Source organism: Alphaproteobacteria bacterium LSUCC0684, from assembly GCA_041228335.1.
Lineage (GTDB): Bacteria > Pseudomonadota > Alphaproteobacteria > Puniceispirillales > UBA1172.
Genome location: CP166130.1, coordinates 2016057 through 2033362 on the forward strand (window position 1 = coordinate 2016057; position 17306 = coordinate 2033362).

16 protein-coding genes and 1 tRNA gene are annotated in these 17306 nt (G+C 51.0%); 3 read left to right on the forward strand and 14 right to left on the reverse strand.

The window, feature by feature from the left end:
• Window positions 1–49 precede the first annotated feature (49 nt).
• The 5 genes from tsaE to AB8880_09685 form a co-directional block, all read right to left on the reverse strand.
• Entirely contained in the window at window positions 50–580 is a 531-nt protein-coding gene (gene tsaE / locus AB8880_09665; GenBank protein XDZ65187.1) for a tRNA (adenosine(37)-N6)-threonylcarbamoyltransferase complex ATPase subunit type 1 TsaE, read from the reverse strand.
• Window positions 581–591: 11 nt separating this feature from the next.
• Window positions 592–1986 (reverse strand): adenosylhomocysteinase, encoded by a 1395-nt coding sequence (gene ahcY, locus AB8880_09670; protein ID XDZ65188.1) that lies wholly within the window; start codon window positions 1984–1986, stop codon window positions 592–594.
• A 65-nt stretch (window positions 1987–2051) separates the two neighbouring features.
• Window positions 2052–2951, reverse strand: coding sequence for an RNase adapter RapZ (gene rapZ, locus AB8880_09675; GenBank protein ID XDZ65189.1), 900 nt, complete (start codon window positions 2949–2951; stop codon window positions 2052–2054).
• Between the two features lie 24 nt (window positions 2952–2975).
• Window positions 2976–4643 (reverse strand): stimulus-sensing domain-containing protein, encoded by a 1668-nt coding sequence (locus tag AB8880_09680; GenBank protein ID XDZ65190.1) that lies wholly within the window; start codon window positions 4641–4643, stop codon window positions 2976–2978.
• A 20-nt stretch (window positions 4644–4663) separates the two neighbouring features.
• On the reverse strand, window positions 4664–5356 hold the full coding sequence (locus AB8880_09685; protein ID XDZ65191.1) for a response regulator transcription factor: 693 nt from the start codon (window positions 5354–5356) through the stop codon (window positions 4664–4666).
• Between the two features lie 106 nt (window positions 5357–5462).
• Here AB8880_09685 and AB8880_09690 point away from each other — a divergent pair, with 106 nt between their 5' ends.
• The gene (locus AB8880_09690) at window positions 5463–6167 is read left to right on the forward strand and encodes a HugZ family protein (protein ID XDZ65192.1); all 705 of its coding nucleotides are present in this window, start codon (window positions 5463–5465) and stop codon (window positions 6165–6167) included.
• Between the two features lie 17 nt (window positions 6168–6184).
• Here AB8880_09690 and polA read toward each other — a convergent pair whose 3' ends face one another.
• Together polA and AB8880_09700 are read right to left on the reverse strand one after the other, a co-directional pair.
• Window positions 6185–8983, reverse strand: a complete 2799-nt coding sequence (polA, locus tag AB8880_09695) for a DNA polymerase I (protein ID XDZ65193.1) — start codon at window positions 8981–8983, stop codon at window positions 6185–6187.
• The gene (locus tag AB8880_09700) at window positions 8983–9210 is read right to left on the reverse strand and encodes a zinc-finger domain-containing protein (protein XDZ65194.1); all 228 of its coding nucleotides are present in this window, start codon (window positions 9208–9210) and stop codon (window positions 8983–8985) included. The genes polA and AB8880_09700 overlap by 1 nt, the downstream gene beginning before the upstream one ends.
• 127 nt (window positions 9211–9337) lie before the next feature.
• Here AB8880_09700 and AB8880_09705 point away from each other — a divergent pair, with 127 nt between their 5' ends.
• Window positions 9338–10303: an ABC transporter ATP-binding protein gene (locus tag AB8880_09705; GenBank protein ID XDZ65195.1), complete on the forward strand. Its 966-nt coding sequence runs from the start codon at window positions 9338–9340 to the stop codon at window positions 10301–10303.
• A gap of 219 nt (window positions 10304–10522) precedes the next feature.
• Window positions 10523–10599, forward strand: a tRNA-Arg gene (locus AB8880_09710).
• A gap of 325 nt (window positions 10600–10924) precedes the next feature.
• Here AB8880_09710 and AB8880_09715 read toward each other — a convergent pair.
• The 7 genes from AB8880_09715 to AB8880_09745 all read right to left on the reverse strand — a co-directional run bounded on the left by AB8880_09715 (window position 10925) and on the right by AB8880_09745 (window position 17092).
• Window positions 10925–11551, reverse strand: coding sequence for a 2OG-Fe(II) oxygenase (locus AB8880_09715; protein XDZ65196.1), 627 nt, complete (start codon window positions 11549–11551; stop codon window positions 10925–10927).
• Window positions 11548–12576 (reverse strand): hypothetical protein, encoded by a 1029-nt coding sequence (locus AB8880_09720; GenBank protein ID XDZ65197.1) that lies wholly within the window; start codon window positions 12574–12576, stop codon window positions 11548–11550. Before AB8880_09720 ends, AB8880_09715 begins: the two co-directional genes overlap by 4 nt.
• Before the next feature lie 187 nt (window positions 12577–12763).
• The gene (locus tag AB8880_09725) at window positions 12764–13678 is read right to left on the reverse strand and encodes a DMT family transporter (protein XDZ65198.1); all 915 of its coding nucleotides are present in this window, start codon (window positions 13676–13678) and stop codon (window positions 12764–12766) included.
• A gap of 114 nt (window positions 13679–13792) precedes the next feature.
• Window positions 13793–14290 carry a hypothetical protein gene (locus AB8880_09730; protein ID XDZ65199.1) on the reverse strand — a complete coding sequence of 166 codons (498 nt, stop codon included), beginning with the start codon at window positions 14288–14290 and terminating at the stop codon, window positions 13793–13795.
• Window positions 14291–14675: 385 nt separating this feature from the next.
• On the reverse strand, window positions 14676–15176 hold the full coding sequence (locus AB8880_09735; protein XDZ65200.1) for a cold shock domain-containing protein: 501 nt from the start codon (window positions 15174–15176) through the stop codon (window positions 14676–14678).
• Window positions 15166–15576: a hypothetical protein gene (locus AB8880_09740; protein ID XDZ65201.1), complete on the reverse strand. Its 411-nt coding sequence runs from the start codon at window positions 15574–15576 to the stop codon at window positions 15166–15168. Before AB8880_09740 ends, AB8880_09735 begins: the two co-directional genes overlap by 11 nt.
• A gap of 916 nt (window positions 15577–16492) precedes the next feature.
• Entirely contained in the window at window positions 16493–17092 is a 600-nt protein-coding gene (locus tag AB8880_09745) for a hypothetical protein (protein ID XDZ65202.1), read from the reverse strand.
• Between the last annotated feature and the right edge of the window lie 214 nt (window positions 17093–17306).

Here is a 17306-nt window from a genome sequence, read left to right on the forward strand (position 1 = left end):
GCATATGGAAAGCCCGTGCTGAACGGCAACCTGTCCGAAAGGACAGGGTTTACATCAAACCTGCAGCAACAAGTTTTTCCCGCCATCTTGATGCGTGTTCCGCCCCGGCAAGGAAACTCACCTGCCGGATCGCCGGTGCCGATGGACCCTCCGCCTCTTCCATCAAGATTGTCAACGCATCGCCAGGCAGATATCCGGCAATCTTCTCCGGCCATTCGATCAGGGCGATGTGGCGCCCTTCAATCTCTTGAAAACCCAGTTCAAGGATTTCATCCGGGGTTTCAAGCCGCCAGCAGTCCATGTGCCAGATCTCTGTTTCCCTGTCCCCATCCTTGGCAAAGGGATAGGTCTGCACCAGCGTGAAGGTCGGGCTCGGGATATCATCGGTATCAATCCCGAAACGGGCGAGGGCGGCCCGGATCATCCCGCGGGCGAAGGTGGATTTGCCCGCGCCGAGATCACCTTTAAGAGCAAGAATATCCCCTGGCTCAAGATGCGGGATCAGCGCTTCCCCGATAGCCATCGTGGCCTCGGGGCTTTCGCTCCTCAAGGCGGCGATCTTGTTCAGGTCATCCGCCATGCTGACCGGCACTAGTAGCGATACTGATCGGACTTGAAGGGCCCCTGGGCGCTGACGCCGATATACCCGGCCTGGGAATCCGTGAGTTTGGTCAGTTTTGCGCCAACTTTCTCAAGATGGAGCATGGCCACTTTCTCATCAAGATGGCGTGGCAGGGTATAGACCTTGTTCTCATAGGAGGACGCCCGTTCCCAGAGTTCGATCTGCGCCAGCACCTGATTGGTAAACGAAGCCGACATCACAAAGGATGGATGCCCGGTGGCACAGCCGAGATTCACCAGCCGGCCCTTGGCCAGAAGGATGATCTTCTTGCCATCGGGGAATTCCACTTCATCAACCTGCGGCTTGACCTCACTCCAGCCGAAATTGGCGAGGGCTTCAACCTGAATTTCGTTGTCGAAATGACCGATATTGCAGACGATGGCACGATCTTTCATGGCCCGCATATGATCAATGGTCACGACATCCTGGTTGCCGGTCGCGGTCACGAAAATATCAGCTTTAGCCGCCGCTTCTTCCATGGTGACAACTTCATAGCCTTCCATGGCTGCCTGCAGCGCACAGATCGGGTCAATTTCCGTCACCATCACCCGGGCGCCGCCCTGGCGGAGCGACGCGGCCGAGCCCTTGCCCACATCACCATAACCGCAGACCACGGCAACCTTGCCCGCCAGCATCACGTCGGTGGCACGGCGAATCCCGTCAACAAGGGATTCACGGCAGCCATAGAGGTTGTCGAACTTGGACTTGGTCACGCTGTCATTGACATTGATTGCCGGAAAAGGAAGGGCACCCTTTTCAGCCAGTTGATACAGCCTGAGAACACCGGTGGTGGTTTCTTCCGACACGCCGCGAATGGCATCGCGCTGGGCGGTGAACCAGCCCGGGCTTGTCGCCAGTCTTTTTTCCAGTTGGGCCTTGAGATATCTTTCTTCTTCCGAAGCAGGGTTTTCCAGAACCTTTTCGCCAGCTTCGGCCCGTGCCCCAAGCAGAATATACATGGTCGCATCGCCGCCATCATCGAGGATCATGTTGGCGGGCTTGCCATCGGCCCAGTCAAAGATCTTGTCAACAAAATCCCAGTATTCTTCCAGCGTCTCACCTTTATGGGCAAAGACCGGAATGCCAGCTGCCGCAATAGCGGCCGCCGCCTGATCCTGGGTTGAAAAGATATTGCATGATGACCAGCGGATATCGGCACCGAGATCAGCAAGAGTTTCGATCAGGACAGCTGTCTGGATGGTCATATGCAGGCATCCCGCAATGCGCGCGCCAGCCAGAGGCTTGCTGCCAGCATATTCATCACGCAATGCCATGAGACCGGGCATTTCACCTTCGGCAATGGCAATTTCCTTACGCCCCCAGTCAGCCAGGGTAATGTCAGCAATCTGATAATCTTGTGTCATGCACTAATCCTCATTTCAAATCGATAATTTTGATACCAGAACCCGAAGTCCATTGCAACGGAGGATCAGATCTCAAGATGGTTGAGACGGATGGAATATCCCCTATTTTTGAGCGCCTCTGACAATGTCAGGGCAGCAAAGACAGATCGGTGTCTGCCACCAGTGCATCCGGTTGCAAGAACAAATCTTGGCCGCCCTTCCTGATGATATCGGGGCAGGGTCTCTTCAAGCATGGCAACCGCTGCATCGATGAACGGGCGGAACGCCGGATCTTTTTCGATGAAGGCCTGAACCGCGCTGTCCTCGCCGGTCAGTTCAGCCATACCCTCTTCCCAATGCGGGTTTTTGAGAAACCTCATATCAAGAACCATATCCGCATCCTGTGGCACGCCCCGACGGTAGGAGAAACTTTGCACGGTCACCGACAGCACATCGTGGGAAATGATACCAAGTTTGTCGAGGAGTGTTTTACGGAAATCCGACGGCGATGAGCGGGTCGTATCAATGAATACATCCGCCAGTTTTTCAAGTGATTCCATATCCTTTCGGTCCTGCCGGATCGCATCGGAAAGGCTGAACCCCGGATATCGGGGCGCCAGCGGATGCGGCCTGCGTGTCGCGTTGTACCGGCGGTAGAGTTCGTTATCCTCCGCCGTAAGGTAAACAAGACTGACTTTCGGGCCAAGACGACGGCGGAGATCTTCGAGCAGACCGGCAAGCCCGGCCACATCAAAGCCCGACGTGCGACCGTCAATTGAAACCGCCACTTTCTTGCCGGCTGTTTCCACCTCAACACTGATCAGGTGATCCATCAGGGCAAGCGGCAGATTGTCCACGGCAAGAAAGCCCACATCCTCAAGCACGGTCAGTGCCGTGGAATAGCCTGATCCGGCCAGGCCGGAGATCAGCACAAGCCTTCGCATGTCAGGGGGAACTTCGGCCTCCCATTCCATATCGCTTTTCATGGGTCATACCTCGCAGACCATGGATTATGCCACAGGGTCAGGCTCCTGAACATGGGAAATCGGCAGGCTCATCGTCATTCGGGCCCCGGTTCGGGTGCCGCTCGGCCCACCTTTCTTGGCATCACCAATATTGGATGCCGTCAGCCTACCGCCATGGACCTCGACGATATGCCGGGAAATGGAAAGCCCCAACCCGGAATGCTGGCCAAATTTCTCTTCCTTGGGACGTTCGCTGTAAAACCGGTCAAACACCGCCTCAAGCTTGCCTTCGGGAATGCCCGGCCCCTGATCCGACATGGTTACCACGGCTTTATTTTCGTGTTGCTCAAGAGCAAGGTTGATCTCGCCGCCTTCCGGGCTGAATGATTTGGCATTGGCAAAAAGGTTGTCGAGCACCTGAACAATCCGGTCCACGGCAATATCCGCAAAAACCGGCTCATCGGGAAGACTGACGTTGAAATGAACTCGGTCATCCCCAAGCGCCATCCGGCGTGATGCAACGAAATTCCGGAAGAGTTCACAAAGATCAACCCGGGTGAATTCCGCCACCGACAAATCGGCATCGAGTCGGCTCGCCGCGGAAATATCCGTGATCAGCCGGTCAAGTCGCTTGACATCTTCAAGCAGGATATTCATGAGCTTCTTCTGCTGATCACGATCATCGATACGGGCGATGGTTTCAACGGCGCTGCGCAGTGAGGTGAGCGGGTTCTTGATCTCATGGGAGACATCGGCGGCAAAGGAGGCCGTGGCCTGCATCCTTGTCTGGAGCTCATCGGTCATGGCCGCAAGATCACGGGCCAGATCACCGATTTCATCACGCCTGTCCATCATCTTTGGAAGAGAGAGTTTCTGGCCGCTGGATTGGCGCACGTCATCGGCCGCCCGGGCAAGCTGAGAGATGGGGCCGATGATGGAACGTGCCAGATAGACCCCGAGCCCGATGGTCACCACCATGATCCCGAGAAAGATCTGGATAAAGGTTTGCTGGACGGCCCGGATATCGGCCTCAGCCTGCGCACCCGAGGCGGTGACGAGCAACGCGCCGCGCACCACGCGAAGATGGCGGATCGGCACCGCAACACCGAGGATTAGCTTGCCTTTGCGATCACGCATGATAAGTCGGCCAGGCTCACCGCTGAGCGCATTCAGCACCGCCGGAAAATCACTTGCCGACTGGACCGGCTTCTCCTGGTAGAAAGGGTAATTGTCCGGTGGCGCCAGCGCTTTTGCGATACTGCCGACCATCTTCCGGAACGGCGACATCAGGTCAAGGTCTTCGGTCAGCCTCGGCGTCAGGGTGGTCCGCGGCAGGGCACTGCCGGCGCGTGCACTGTCGGAAATCATGAGCCCGTCAGGCTGAAAGATCCGGATACGGGCATCAGGAATACTGGCGATGAGTTGCGATGCGCGTTGCAGGGTCAGCGATGAGATCTTGCGCTGTGCCAGTTCCGAATATTCGCTGTCGGCAAGACCAATGGTCCGGGCCAGGGTATTTCCCTGCCGGTAGAGCGCATCAATTTCCGACTGCAGGACGGTCTGGCGGTACTGATCAAGGTGGAGCAGGCCGATGAGAAACATGGCCGTCGGGAAAATCACAATAACGAAGATTCGCAACGTAAGTGGCGAAAACCGCCTTCGATTATGATCCTTGGAGGCCATCTTTTGCGGCGACATGTTTTGTGCGGCCATGAGGTTGGGGTCCACCCGGGTTAGGCTGTCTCCGTATATTTATACCCTACCCCGTAAAGTGTCTCAATGCCGTCAAAATCCGGGTCGGTTTCCCGGAACTTGCGGCGCAGCCTCTTGATATGGCTGTCGATGGTCCGGTCGTCGAGATAGGTGGTCTCGCCATAGGCCGCATCCAGAAGTTGATCCCGGTTCTTGACAACACCCGGGCGCCGGGCAAGCGCCATCAGGATGAGAAATTCCGTAACGGTGAGCCGCACGTCCTTGCCTTTCCAGCTGCAGGAATGGCGATCCGGATCCATGCTGAGGTGGCCAATGCTGATCGTGCCCTCCCCGCCAGGCGCGTCGGATTTTTCGGCCCGCCGGAGCACCGCCCGAACCCGCTCCAGCAGGAGACGCTGGGAAAATGGCTTGGTGATGTAGTCATCAGCACCCATGCGAAGCCCAAGCGCTTCATCAAGTTCGTCATCCTTGCTGGTCAGAAAGATGACGGGCATCATGCTGCTGGCCCGGATCTTTGTCAGCAATTCCATCCCGTCAAGCCGCGGCATTTTGATATCAAGAATGGCAAGTTCAGCCGGCCGCCGCCTTAACCCGATCAGCGCCTGCTCCCCATCGGTATAGGTGTCAACTTCAAACCCTTCGGCTTCCAGCAGAAGCGAGACGGAAGTTATGATATTCTGATCATCATCGACAAGAGCAATACGCTGGGCCATGGCATCCTCACAAGCACTGGTAACTTGATCATATCATACCATATTAACGGCAAGAACATGGCAAGGCGATGGCACCTGTTGCCGTATTCACAGAGCAGGAAAACCCATGCAGGAAATCCCTCCCTCACTTCACGCTCGACATCTGATCCGGCGATCCGGCAAAGCCTGTCTGGCCACCCTTGACCGCAACGACGGCTCACCCTATGCGAGCCTGGTTCTGTTTGCGCCATTGGCTGATGGCAGCCCGGTGATGCTTCTTTCCGATCTTGCCGAACACACCCGGAATATCGCTGCCAACCGGGCTTGCTCGCTCATGATCGATGGCATGGACGACGGCAGCGAGACCATGGCCGGCATGCGCCTGACCCTGCAAGGACATATCAGCAGGCTTGAGAATGAGGCGGCCACAAAACGCTTCATCGCCCGCCATCCGGAAGCCGCGATCTATGCCGGTTTTGCCGATTTCAACCTCTATCTGGTTACGCCTGCCCGCCTGCATCTTATCGGCGGATTTGGCATGATCCACTGGATCGATGCCAGGGATGTGCTGGCCTCCGCCCCCCGGCTTGACGAGGCAGCCGATGAGATTATCGAGCACATGAACACCGATCACGCCGACGCCATATTTGCCTACGCGAAAGCCCATGGACATCAGGGAGAAAACTGGCGGATGATCGGGATCGACACCGACGGAATTGATCTGCATGACGGCAGCCGGTATCTTCGCCTTCAGACAGACGAGCGGATGATGAGCCCGGGCGATGCCCGCCGCAACCTTGCCGCTCTTGCCAAAGCGGCCCGAAATTCCTGATCAGCCTCAGCCGAACATCAATGCGCTTCGTCCCAGGATTTGCCGAAACTGGCATCGGCAACAAGTGGAACATCCAGCTCCAGTCTGGGGCTGGCGGCATTTTCCATCACCTGCCGGATCAGCGCCATGGCGTCTTCGGCCTCTGCTTCCGGGCATTCGAAGATCAACTCGTCATGCACCTGCAGCAGCATCCGTGCCGGTGATCCTGCTTCCTTGAGTACGGGCGGCATCATGACCATCGCCAGTTTGATGATATCCGCCGCCGTTCCCTGGATCGGGGCATTGATCGCCTGACGCTCGGCAAAGCCGCGTTGCGCCGGATTGGAGGCAGTGATTCCCTGAATATAGAGCCGCCGACCGAAGAGTGTTTCCACATATCCGTCTTCACGGGCTTTGAGCTTCATGTCCTGCATATACTGCTTGATGCCGGGGAACCGGTCAAAATAGGCATCGATATAGGATCTGGCTTCGCCTTGCGGAATACCGAGCTGGCGGGCAAGACCAAAGCCGGAAATCCCGTAGATAATGCCGAAATTGATGGCTTTGGCCCGCCTTCGTGTTTCCGACGTCATGTCATCGAGCGGTACCCCGAAGACTTCGGAGGCCGTCTGGGCATGAATATCAACCCCGGCCCTGAAGGCATCGATCATGCTGGCTTCCCCGGCAATATGAGCCACCAGCCGAAGCTCGATCTGCGAGTAATCCGCCGATATCAGCACCGCGCCGTCTTCGGGCACGAAAGCTGTTCTGATCTGCCGGCCTTCGGGGGTGCGGATCGGGATATTCTGAAGATTGGGATCACTCGAAGACAGCCGCCCCGTCGACGCCCCGACCATGGAAAACGACGTGTGGACACGGCGGGTTTCCGGGTTGATGGACGTCACCAGCGCATCGGCATAGGTGGATTTGAGCTTGGAAAGCTGGCGCCATTCCAGCACTTCTCTTGCAATGTCAACACCGCTCGCGGCAAGGTCGTCCAGAACATCCGCGCCGGTAGACCATGCGCCGGTCTTTGATTTCTTGCCGCCTTCGAGCCCCATTTTACCGAAAAGGATTTCCCCGAGCTGCTTGGGTGATCCGATATTGAACGTCTCACCTGCCAGGGCGTGTATCCGTTGCTCAAGTTCCGCGATCCGGGCCGCGAAATGCTGGCTCATGCTGGCCAATGCCTGCCGGTCTACCCGGATGCCCTCGCTTTCCATCTGGACCAGCACCGGGATGAGCGGGCGTTCAAGACGTTCATAAACCGATGTTTTTCCTTCCTGCGCTAGCCGTGGCTTCAGGATCTGCCACAGCCGGAGCGTGATATCGGCATCCTCGGCGGCGTAGTTCATCGCATCCTCAGGGCTGACCTCGTCAAACGTGATCTTTTTTGCACCCTTGCCGCAGACATCCTCATATTTGATCATGCTGTGGCCAAGATGGATTTCCGCCAGGTCATCGAGTTTGTGCGAAGACTGCCGCCCCGCATCCAGCACATAGGAAAGGCACATCGTGTCATCCACCGGCGCAATCCGGAACTTGCCATTGATGGCCCGGCCGAGCACATGGCCATCGTATTTGAGATTATGCCCGACCTTGAGCACATCGGGTGACGCCAGAAGCGGGGCCAGATGCGTTACCACTTCGGCCAGCGGGAGCTGATCCGGCATGTTCGCTGCCTCGGCCCCAAAATCAAGGCCGCCCTGATCATCGCTTCCCTTGCCATGGCGGAGCGGAATGTAACAGGCCCTGCCCGGTGCGGTTGCCATCGATATCCCCACCAGCATCGCCTGCGATGCCGTAAGCGAGGTTGTCTCGGTATCAATCGCCACCACGCCTGCCTCGAACGCCGTCGCCACCCAGGCCTTGAGCTGCTCGATTTTCGTCACCATTTCATAGGACGTTGTTTCAGGTTGCAGCGCCTTGACAGGGCTTGCCTCTCCCTGCTGAAGACCGGATGTGGCCGTGGCGGGTTTTGCTTCAACCCCGAGGCGGGCCAGAAGACGCTGAAAATTCTGCGCCTCAAGGAAAGTGGTGAGCGTATCCATCTCCGGCGGCACCCGCCTTGCCTCCTCGAGAGACAGCGGCGTTGGCGCATTTTCCTCGAGCAGAACAAGCTGGCGGGAAAGCCGCGCCTGATCGGCAAAATTGATCAGGCTTTCGCGTCGCTTGGGCTGCTTTATCTCGCCAGCCCGGTCCAGCAGGGCATCAAGATCACCGAAAGTGTTGATCAGCTCTGCCGCCGTCTTGACCCCGATCCCCGGAACACCGGGGACATTGTCGGTGGCATCACCGGCAAGCGCCTGCACATCCACCACTCTTTCCGGGCCAACGCCGAAACGCTCCACCACTTCATCCGGGCCGATGCGTTTCTGCTTCATCGGGTCAAGCATGGTGACGCCGGGCCGGACCAGCTGCATCAGGTCCTTGTCCGATGAGACGATGACCACCTCCATGCCTTCGGCAAGCCCCTGTTTCGTGTAGGTGGCGATCAGGTCATCGGCCTCATAGCCGGGCATTTCGGCCATGGCCAGGTTGAGCGCTTTCGTGGCTTCACGGATGAGCGGGAACTGCGGGATGAGATCTTCGGGCGGCTCGGACCGGTTGGCCTTGTAATCGGGATAGATCGTATTGCGGAAGGTCTCCCGGGCCTGATCCAGCACGACAATGGCAAAATCCGGCGCCATATCCTCCATCAGCTTGAGCACCATGGAGGTAAAGCCGAACACCGCATTTACCGGCGTTCCGTCTTTTCTGTTCATGGGCGGCAGGGCGTGAAAAGCCCTGAAAATATAGGCCGAGCCGTCAACCAGGATGAGCTGCGTTGATGGCATCAGCCTTTTCCGCCATGGCCGCCATCTGCCGCTGCTCCTTCGATGACAAATTCACGCGAACAATACGGGCACATGATGGCCCCGTCTTCGCCGAGATTAAGCCAGACCTGCGGATGCCCGAGCGCGCCGCCACCGCCATTGCAGGCGACACGTTTTGTAGTAACGCGCACGATGTCACCGGAAATACCGGTTTCATCAACAATCTGGGAAGGAATTTCAGCAGCCATGGGACTCTCGCTCAAGGGGTGATGGGTTCCTCCCATCATCCCCAATACGCGCCGGATTTGCAAGTCATGCCTGCAGGGTCTATATACGGTTTAAGAATACCATCAGCCCATTGGACCACGTGTTTTCATGACACCGGAATTCAGCACATCACCCGCGGATGGCAACGCAGTTGTCATTGACAGGGTCAGCAAAATCTATCGCAGCCACAACGGGCGGCCGCCGAAACATGCGCTCACCGACATGTCCCTCAATATTCCCTGCGGGTCGATCTTTGGTCTTCTCGGCCCCAACGGCGCCGGCAAATCCACCCTGATCAACATTCTCGCCGGAACCGTCGTCAAGACATCCGGCACCGCCCGTGTCTGGGGGGTGGATATTGACGCGGATCCGCGCCAGGCCCGGGCCAGTATCGGCGTGGTGCCGCAGGAGCTCAACAACGACGCATTCTTCACCCCGCGGGAAACGCTTGAGATGATGGCCGGCATGTTCGGCGTGCCCAGCCATGAAAGACAGACCGATGCAATCCTTGAAGATATCGGGCTGACGGAACAGGCCAATGCCTATGCCCGCACGCTTTCCGGCGGCATGCGCAGGCGCCTTCTGGTGGGCAAGGCCATGGTGCATCAGCCGCCGGTGCTGGTGCTGGACGAACCCACCGCCGGGGTCGATGTTGCCCTGCGCATGCGCCTGTGGGAGATGATCCGCACGCTCAACCGCAAGGGCGTGACCATCATTCTGACCACCCATTACCTCGAAGAAGCCGAAGCTCTCTGTGACCGTATTGCCATCATAAACCATGGCCGGCTTATCCGCGAAGACACGACGTCAAGATTGCTGGCGGGTGCCGGCAGCAAGGACATGGTGGTGCGGCTTGAACGAATGCCGCGCGCCGTGCCTGAAACGCTGGCCGGATTGAACGTCACCCTTGGCGAAGGCGAGTTGCGGATCAATTTTTCCCCCGAAGATCTGAAGGCAGAGGATATCCTCGGCCGGATCAGTTCAGCCGGTCTCAGGATCGCCGATATTTCCATCGAAGAGCCTGATCTCGAGGATGTCTTTCTCGCCCTGACCTCCCCGGCCAAGGAAGGATAAATCGATACCTGCAACCTATCCTCCGGCTACCCCGGCGGGACAAGCTCTCGGCAGGCGGGAAGGATAAGCCCCGGGTGGGCGGGAAGCATGAGCTCCGGGAAGGTGGGAGGATAAGCCCTGTGTGAGCAGGAAGGGACAAGCTCTCGGCAGGCGAGAAGGATAAGCCTTGGCATCGGCGCCTCATCTGTGTAAAAGGATGGGCAAGGTCGCTCACCTTCAGCACCCGTAGCTCAGCTGGATAGAGCGCTGCCCTCCGAAGGCAGAGGTCAGAGGTTCGAATCCTCTCGGGTGCGCCAATCTTTTCAATGCGTTATGCGGGGTTCCACAAAGGCGTTATTTCATAAATAATCACATAGTAATCACGCAAATCAAACCCTAGCACAATCGAAGCATGTCTACTGTTGAAGTTGCCATCATGATGAAGAGCCTTCAGTTGCACATTTAAAGTCTGTAACAGAATTGTCTTTCACTGATAAAACGAGATCAATTCGATATCCTGAACCAATCAGGGACGATTCTATTTCCTATAGTGTGGTGTCTGGTGGTTAAAGATACCAGCCACAGTTGGGTGCGGCTGGTATCCGTTGGGGAGGTTTATATTATGGAATCATTGGAATCATTTTACCCTCCTACGGCTAGTTTGGATTCAACAAGATCAGCGCGGGGATTAACCCCACCAAACTCAGAATAGAAATATACTAAGGAGATACGCTGACCACCCTTTACCCTGAAGACTTCGTGCTCAACATCACATCGAGTCACGACAACATCACCATAGCCCGTTTTTTTGACTATTGGCTTTTTTGCTCCTTCAGGATAAATAGCGAATTCACCACCGTCATAATCTTTGGATAGTTGAATCACAACGGCTGCATGATATGTGGGGTTAGAAACGGCATCGAGATGGCGGCCGATAAAGGCACCCTCGCCTAATCTATTAACCTGGCATCTACGCAGGTGCATATCGTAACCAAACAAATCGGTGAAGATATGGTGTTTGGTAAGAAGTATCTCTATAATTGCCATTGGGGCGGCACCGGGAACAATTCGTGACCACTCGCCAGCGCGATCAATTTTCACCCGGCCGACATAAACATCATTTGGTTCGCCGGCATCACCAACGATGACGTGCTCTTCTGGCAGAGTTGAGGCGTGAACACTCAACATATCAACCTCATCTTTAGTGAAGATTTCGCCAGCCTTAAAGATGGCTATACCTGTTTTCTTATAATCTTGTATTTTAGTCATTGTACTAACTCTCCGGACTTGTTTTTTTGAATTGACCACTCCCAAAGCCCGAACGGATCACTTTCCCAGTAACAAACATGGTCGCGAATAACTTTCCAACTCTCTATCAATCCCCATGTTTCAGCCATGGGACCAAAGCGAGATTTCTTACCCTCGTTCGCTCTGCGCTCTCTTGCTATAGACCAGAAATTCACAAGCGGCGATCTGTGGTGGAAATCGTGAGATGGAAGATCTTGCATGAAACTAAACACTTTGATGGGAACATCGATTAGAAATATTGATAGCCACCACACCAGTTTATGAAATACTGATTTCCCGTGAGGGAATGGCCGCCCCTGAAATCTACCCCAAGTGAGAGATCCGTAGTAGACTAGGGGACTTACGCCATCTGGCTTCTTTGCAAACCATAGATGCTCAGTAGTATGCTGAAGCCAGGAACTGTATTGGGTTACCAAGAACAAGGGAATCAAATAGAGAATCGCGAACTCTTTCCAAATTTCTAGAATTGAAACGGCCGATAAGGCTAAACCCCAAAAGCAAACCCTTGAGAAAATCTCGTCTATATTTGCATCATAGAAATTCTGCCTCACTCTAAACCAGATATGAGCCCAAATGTTCTTTGGGTGGAATGGGGCTAGAATAAGAGTAGCCCAATATCTCCATTCCGGCATACCGGGATAGAAACCGTGATCTGTAACGAAATTCTCATCTGGATCATCGTCCGTGCAAAGCGTGTTTAGACCATGATGATCTCGTGCGTGAATCTGGACATAGTTATCCCACGACAAATGAAGTATGGGGATGGACATGAACCACTTTGCCAGGAATTGAGCAAGGGGCTTATTGGCAATCGCGGCACCATGAGAAGTATAATGGAATGTGTGAAGCAATCCCCTGGTGCGATTTGTCACCATTATCCACGATAATAACAGGCAAGGAACCATCACAAGCGGCTCTTGTGAGAGCGACCAATAGCCTAAATAGATAAAAATAGCGATCATTGACCATGAATAAAGAATTTGCAAACAAAGCTGCAACGGAGATAAAAGCGTTTCTTTGGGTTTGCGAGGCTCTAAATCACGGTGATCTTTACCGGTTAACCATGTCCAAAACCACTGAGCCGGTCAATGTGTATAGGTTTGGCGAACATCAATCCCGTACCCGTATTTGGAATATCGACTAGTATAGTCATTATTTGCCATATTATTCATATCAACCCCCTCGTTCACTTCTAAGGATCTTTTGAGCCAATGCAATTATGCCCACGATTAACAGGGCAAAGCCCAAGACAACCACATCTTGTTGCTCTCCAAGGAAAATAACAGCGACATAATAGGTTAAGAATGGTTGTAATAGTTGCACCTGGCTTGCGGCGCTAACACCGGCAAGAGCCAGCCCCCTGAACCAGAAGAAAAACCCTATCAGTGAATTGAATAGTCCGAGAACAAGAAACTGTACCCATGAATGACTATCAAGCCGCAGAACATTGTCTATATCCACTAGAAATAAGCCCAAAGAGATTAGAACGGGCAAACTGATAATCAGTGTCCAGCATATGACACGCCAGCCGCCCAGATCTCGCGCAAGTATACCGCCTTGGGCATAGCCCAGCCCGGCCAATATCACCGCGGCTACGAGAGCAATATCACCATGGTAAAAAGACAGATCTGTGCCCTTATTGGTTACAAGGGCAAAGATAACGATTACGCCGAAGCCCAATATGGCAACAGATAGAAACGCAGAAGATAGTCTTTTTTTATCAAGAAAAGCACCAAACAGAGCGGTTACGAGCGTTAATCCACCCAGAATAATAGCACCATGACTAGATGGAACCGATTGCATACCAACCGCAGTCAATATAGGAAACCCGTAGGATATACCTATGGATGTGATCAATAACTTAAACCACTGATTACCCTTTGGAAGTTTATCGCCAACACCAAACAACGCGAACGCGATCAGGGCACCGGCAGCCGCTATCAGACTGCGTCCGATTCCAATATCATAATATGAGAGATTATCGGTTAGCGCACTCGTCAATGGCAGAGTTAGTGAAAACACTGCCACGCCTATAAATGCTAGAAAGAGGCCGTATCCGACCGATTTATTTTCTTCTGTTGTTTGCATATTTACGCGCCCACTTCCATTTTTCGTAATCAGACCAACGAACCATCTTTCTGGATATCGTAACGACCACGATAAACACAAAGATCAACCATAGAATCACACCCATCTCGATTATCATTGAACTGCAGCCTGCTTGGAGATTAGAAACTTACAGTTATTTTCTTTATAGGCATCTTGGAGACTGATCCTTTTGTGTTGAGCCTCTCTTAACGCCTCTGCTTCAGCATCGGCATATAAGATGCCCAAAAAAAATTCTTTATCGTGATAGGGCATCCATTTTCTTAGCTGATGTTCGGGAAAAAATGCCTGTAGGAAATTTGTCTCTTTGATCACCTCTTTAATTATAGAATAGCCCGCATCACTGTGAAAAATTGCAGCATCTGAGTCATGCGCTGAATTTGCCGCACATTTCCAGTGAAGCACACCTAACTCCCATCTCTCCACTACCTGTGGATGATTGGCTATAAATTCTCTTTTTGTTATTGCCGTTATATCTTCAGATGCATGCGCATAACTGGACATAATCATGATTGTCAGCAAGTACAAAAGAGCAACCAAACCCAGAAAAATAATGGAAGGGAAAACTCTCGCTCCTAACGAATACCTTCTCATTTGCACTCTCCCTCTATTAAATAAAAAGAGAAATACTGCGCTTCAAATGCCCTCTTGATCGTTAATTTACCAAAATGGGTTATTCTATTTTTGACTCTATCAAGGCACTCAAATTCTTTTTTTTTAATTAACCAACCATCACCATGCCGGAAATCGAACAGACTTTTCCATGTGAAATTATATCAACAAATTATAGCGGTCTTTTAACAAGGTTTAACAACGCACGCTTAATTGCATGACCCCAAGCATTTCAAATTATGAGGGGGAACAATTTCAATAAAACCCGCCATCTGATCTTAAATGGACGAATATTTTTTCACAGAAATTATGCGAATTCTGTTATTTTAAAGACCGCTTATGATTAATCACGCATACAAAAAATGTTCTACATTTTCCTAACTGCTTCTGCCACCTTGGTGACAATTAAAACTTTTGGATGGTCAGACGGGACATAAAAAACTGAAACTTTATTCTCCGGCCTTAAATCCTCAGAACCAAGCCCCCTGACAGAATCAAAATGAAAAAATACATCTTCATTAATGCTATCTTTAGGGTGTAGGAACCCATATCCACGGCGGATAAGGTAACATTTAATTCTAAAGAAATCCCAAACTGCAGTTGGGAAACTTTCTAAATATTGTATTTCAGAAATTTCAGGTGCTTTTTCCCAATAGGTTATTTGGCACAATTTAAAGTGTCCCATTTTTTCAGAAACTAGCGTCCCTAGAAGAACATCATTTTTATTAACATTGTACAGACCTGCTTCTGTCAGGGCTGATCTATGAAAAAAGATGTCTCTCTCTATTTTGGAACATTTACAAAACCCATAACCCTTATTTCGGTCAAACCATAAAACTTGGGCGCGAACCTGGTTTTTATCGATCATCTACACCAACCTTGAATGCGAACAGTAAGGCTGCAGCTTCCTCATCTGAAACTGTTTCGAGATACTTTCCAGCCCATATGAGAAGAAACTTTCTTAACTCAGATCTTAAGACGCTACTTAAAAGCAAATGCTTGCTAGTGGCCTTAAATTCCGAACAAGACTCTAATGCGCCAATTTCTAATAGTTCTCTGACAAACAAATTCATACGGCTGTCTGATTGTGGCGAGGTTCGCAATGAATACAGGTATTTAGAAATGTTCCAATGAAATTCTTTTTCATGTTTTTGGATAATGAAAAGGAGTTCAAGCTTTATATCGTCATTAAAAAGCTTAAGAAATTGAGTTTGTCTACTCTTATAGTCCAATGCCTTTAGTGGCCATCTAACACGACCCTTTTCCATGCATCAATCATGCAATATGCATGCCTCAAAACTAACATATATAGTGAAGTTTAGATCTGATGGCAGTTTCGAAAAACGATAGAATGGACGGATAAATGTAACCGACATTTTCTGATGGTATAATTTGTTGATTTTGGATTGCTCAAAACAAGCCATGCTGAGATGACTGCATTTATCATCTCAGGGAAAAATCTTAGGAGGGTAATTTATGAAAGATCAAAGTGAATGTTGGTTTTGCCTAATAAATCCACAGCTACCTGAATTATATTTGGGTTACATCTTATTGTATGTAACTTTAGGGCTTTTTATTTCATTGATCCCCCAAATTGACCGGCATGAGTTCAAATTCAGTAACATGAGCCTTATGTTGACTATTTCCGCATTCATACTTGTCTTGATTTTAATTGCACGAGACATTTTAGTGGACTGGCGTTATGTACCCCTCTCCATCATAGAAGTTGGAATCGGGTTCGCTATCGGTTCATCTTTGCGAGGATACCTAAGGATGATGCGTTAATTTTCTACGATTTATCGTAGGACGATTTTTTAGCGAAAATAGTTTGCCAAACTGGCATGTTGTTTCTTCTTTCAAGCCAAAGAAATATCTTGCCCCCTGGTGCTGATAACTTAGGTTTCAACACAACATATACTGATTGTTTATTCCTCAATATCGATCGTTTGCTTTTCCAGGCAAAAATTTTCATCTCTGATCTCAACTAAGACACTAATCATGAAATGAAAATAGATTTCTCATAGTCAGAAACAACGGGAATTTAAATCGATAAATTTTATTTACATTTTCAATCTGTCATTTCATAGATTGCGTTATAATTTGAGGTAGAGTGACTTTTCAGGGGAAGGATGGATAAGTTCATATGGTTAAATTAAATCTTTTCTACAAACAATTATTTATCCTCTACTTTGAAAGGAACTCAAGATAGACCATCATTTCAGCATGATTATATTTGTCAGAAATCCCACTGTAAGTTTTTGACCACATACCCTTAGGTCTATCTGGAAAATCAGATCCTAAGCCATTCTCTCCACCAACCTTCAATCTGTACTTGTTAGCTTTTCTCAGCTGTCTTTCCCATTTGGACTCAAATTGACTTGAGTATTTTAATTCATGACAGTGTCTACAAAGGAAATATCTATCGATAATGTAAAGTTTTAAAGCCTTTCGGGAACGATGTTTTGGATGGAACTGACCTGGGCAAATGAAATAGGGTCTACTCCCACCAAAGCAGCATGGGGTGTGAATTACGGATATATCTTGTTCAACTTTTTCCCAATCACCCTCTCCAACTTTTAAACAGTAATTCAACTTCACTCCAATGTTATTCCTATTCATAGAAATTGAACAACTCTTCCCACTCTCATCCTTCCAGGACCAGCATCCATTCCAACCTGAATGAAGACATCCGTTCTTGTTCAGTAGACCAACATCAAGAAATATATAATTTTCTATCTTCTTAGTTTCGAAACTACAGAACCTGCCTGACCCCTTTCCACCCAAACTTATTCTCCTTTTTTATCTAAATTTATTGAAAAGTTTTCCAACTTGATTGGAAATTATGCGACAAATTCAGCGGAGTTGACGACTTAGGGTACCAGGCCAAGCAACAGCGCTGATACTTACTAACTGCACCGCTACTTTTGCTATTGTTGCTACACAAATGAGTTTTGAAGCGATGTAGCAACCGTAGCATATCGCTATTTGTTATTTTCAT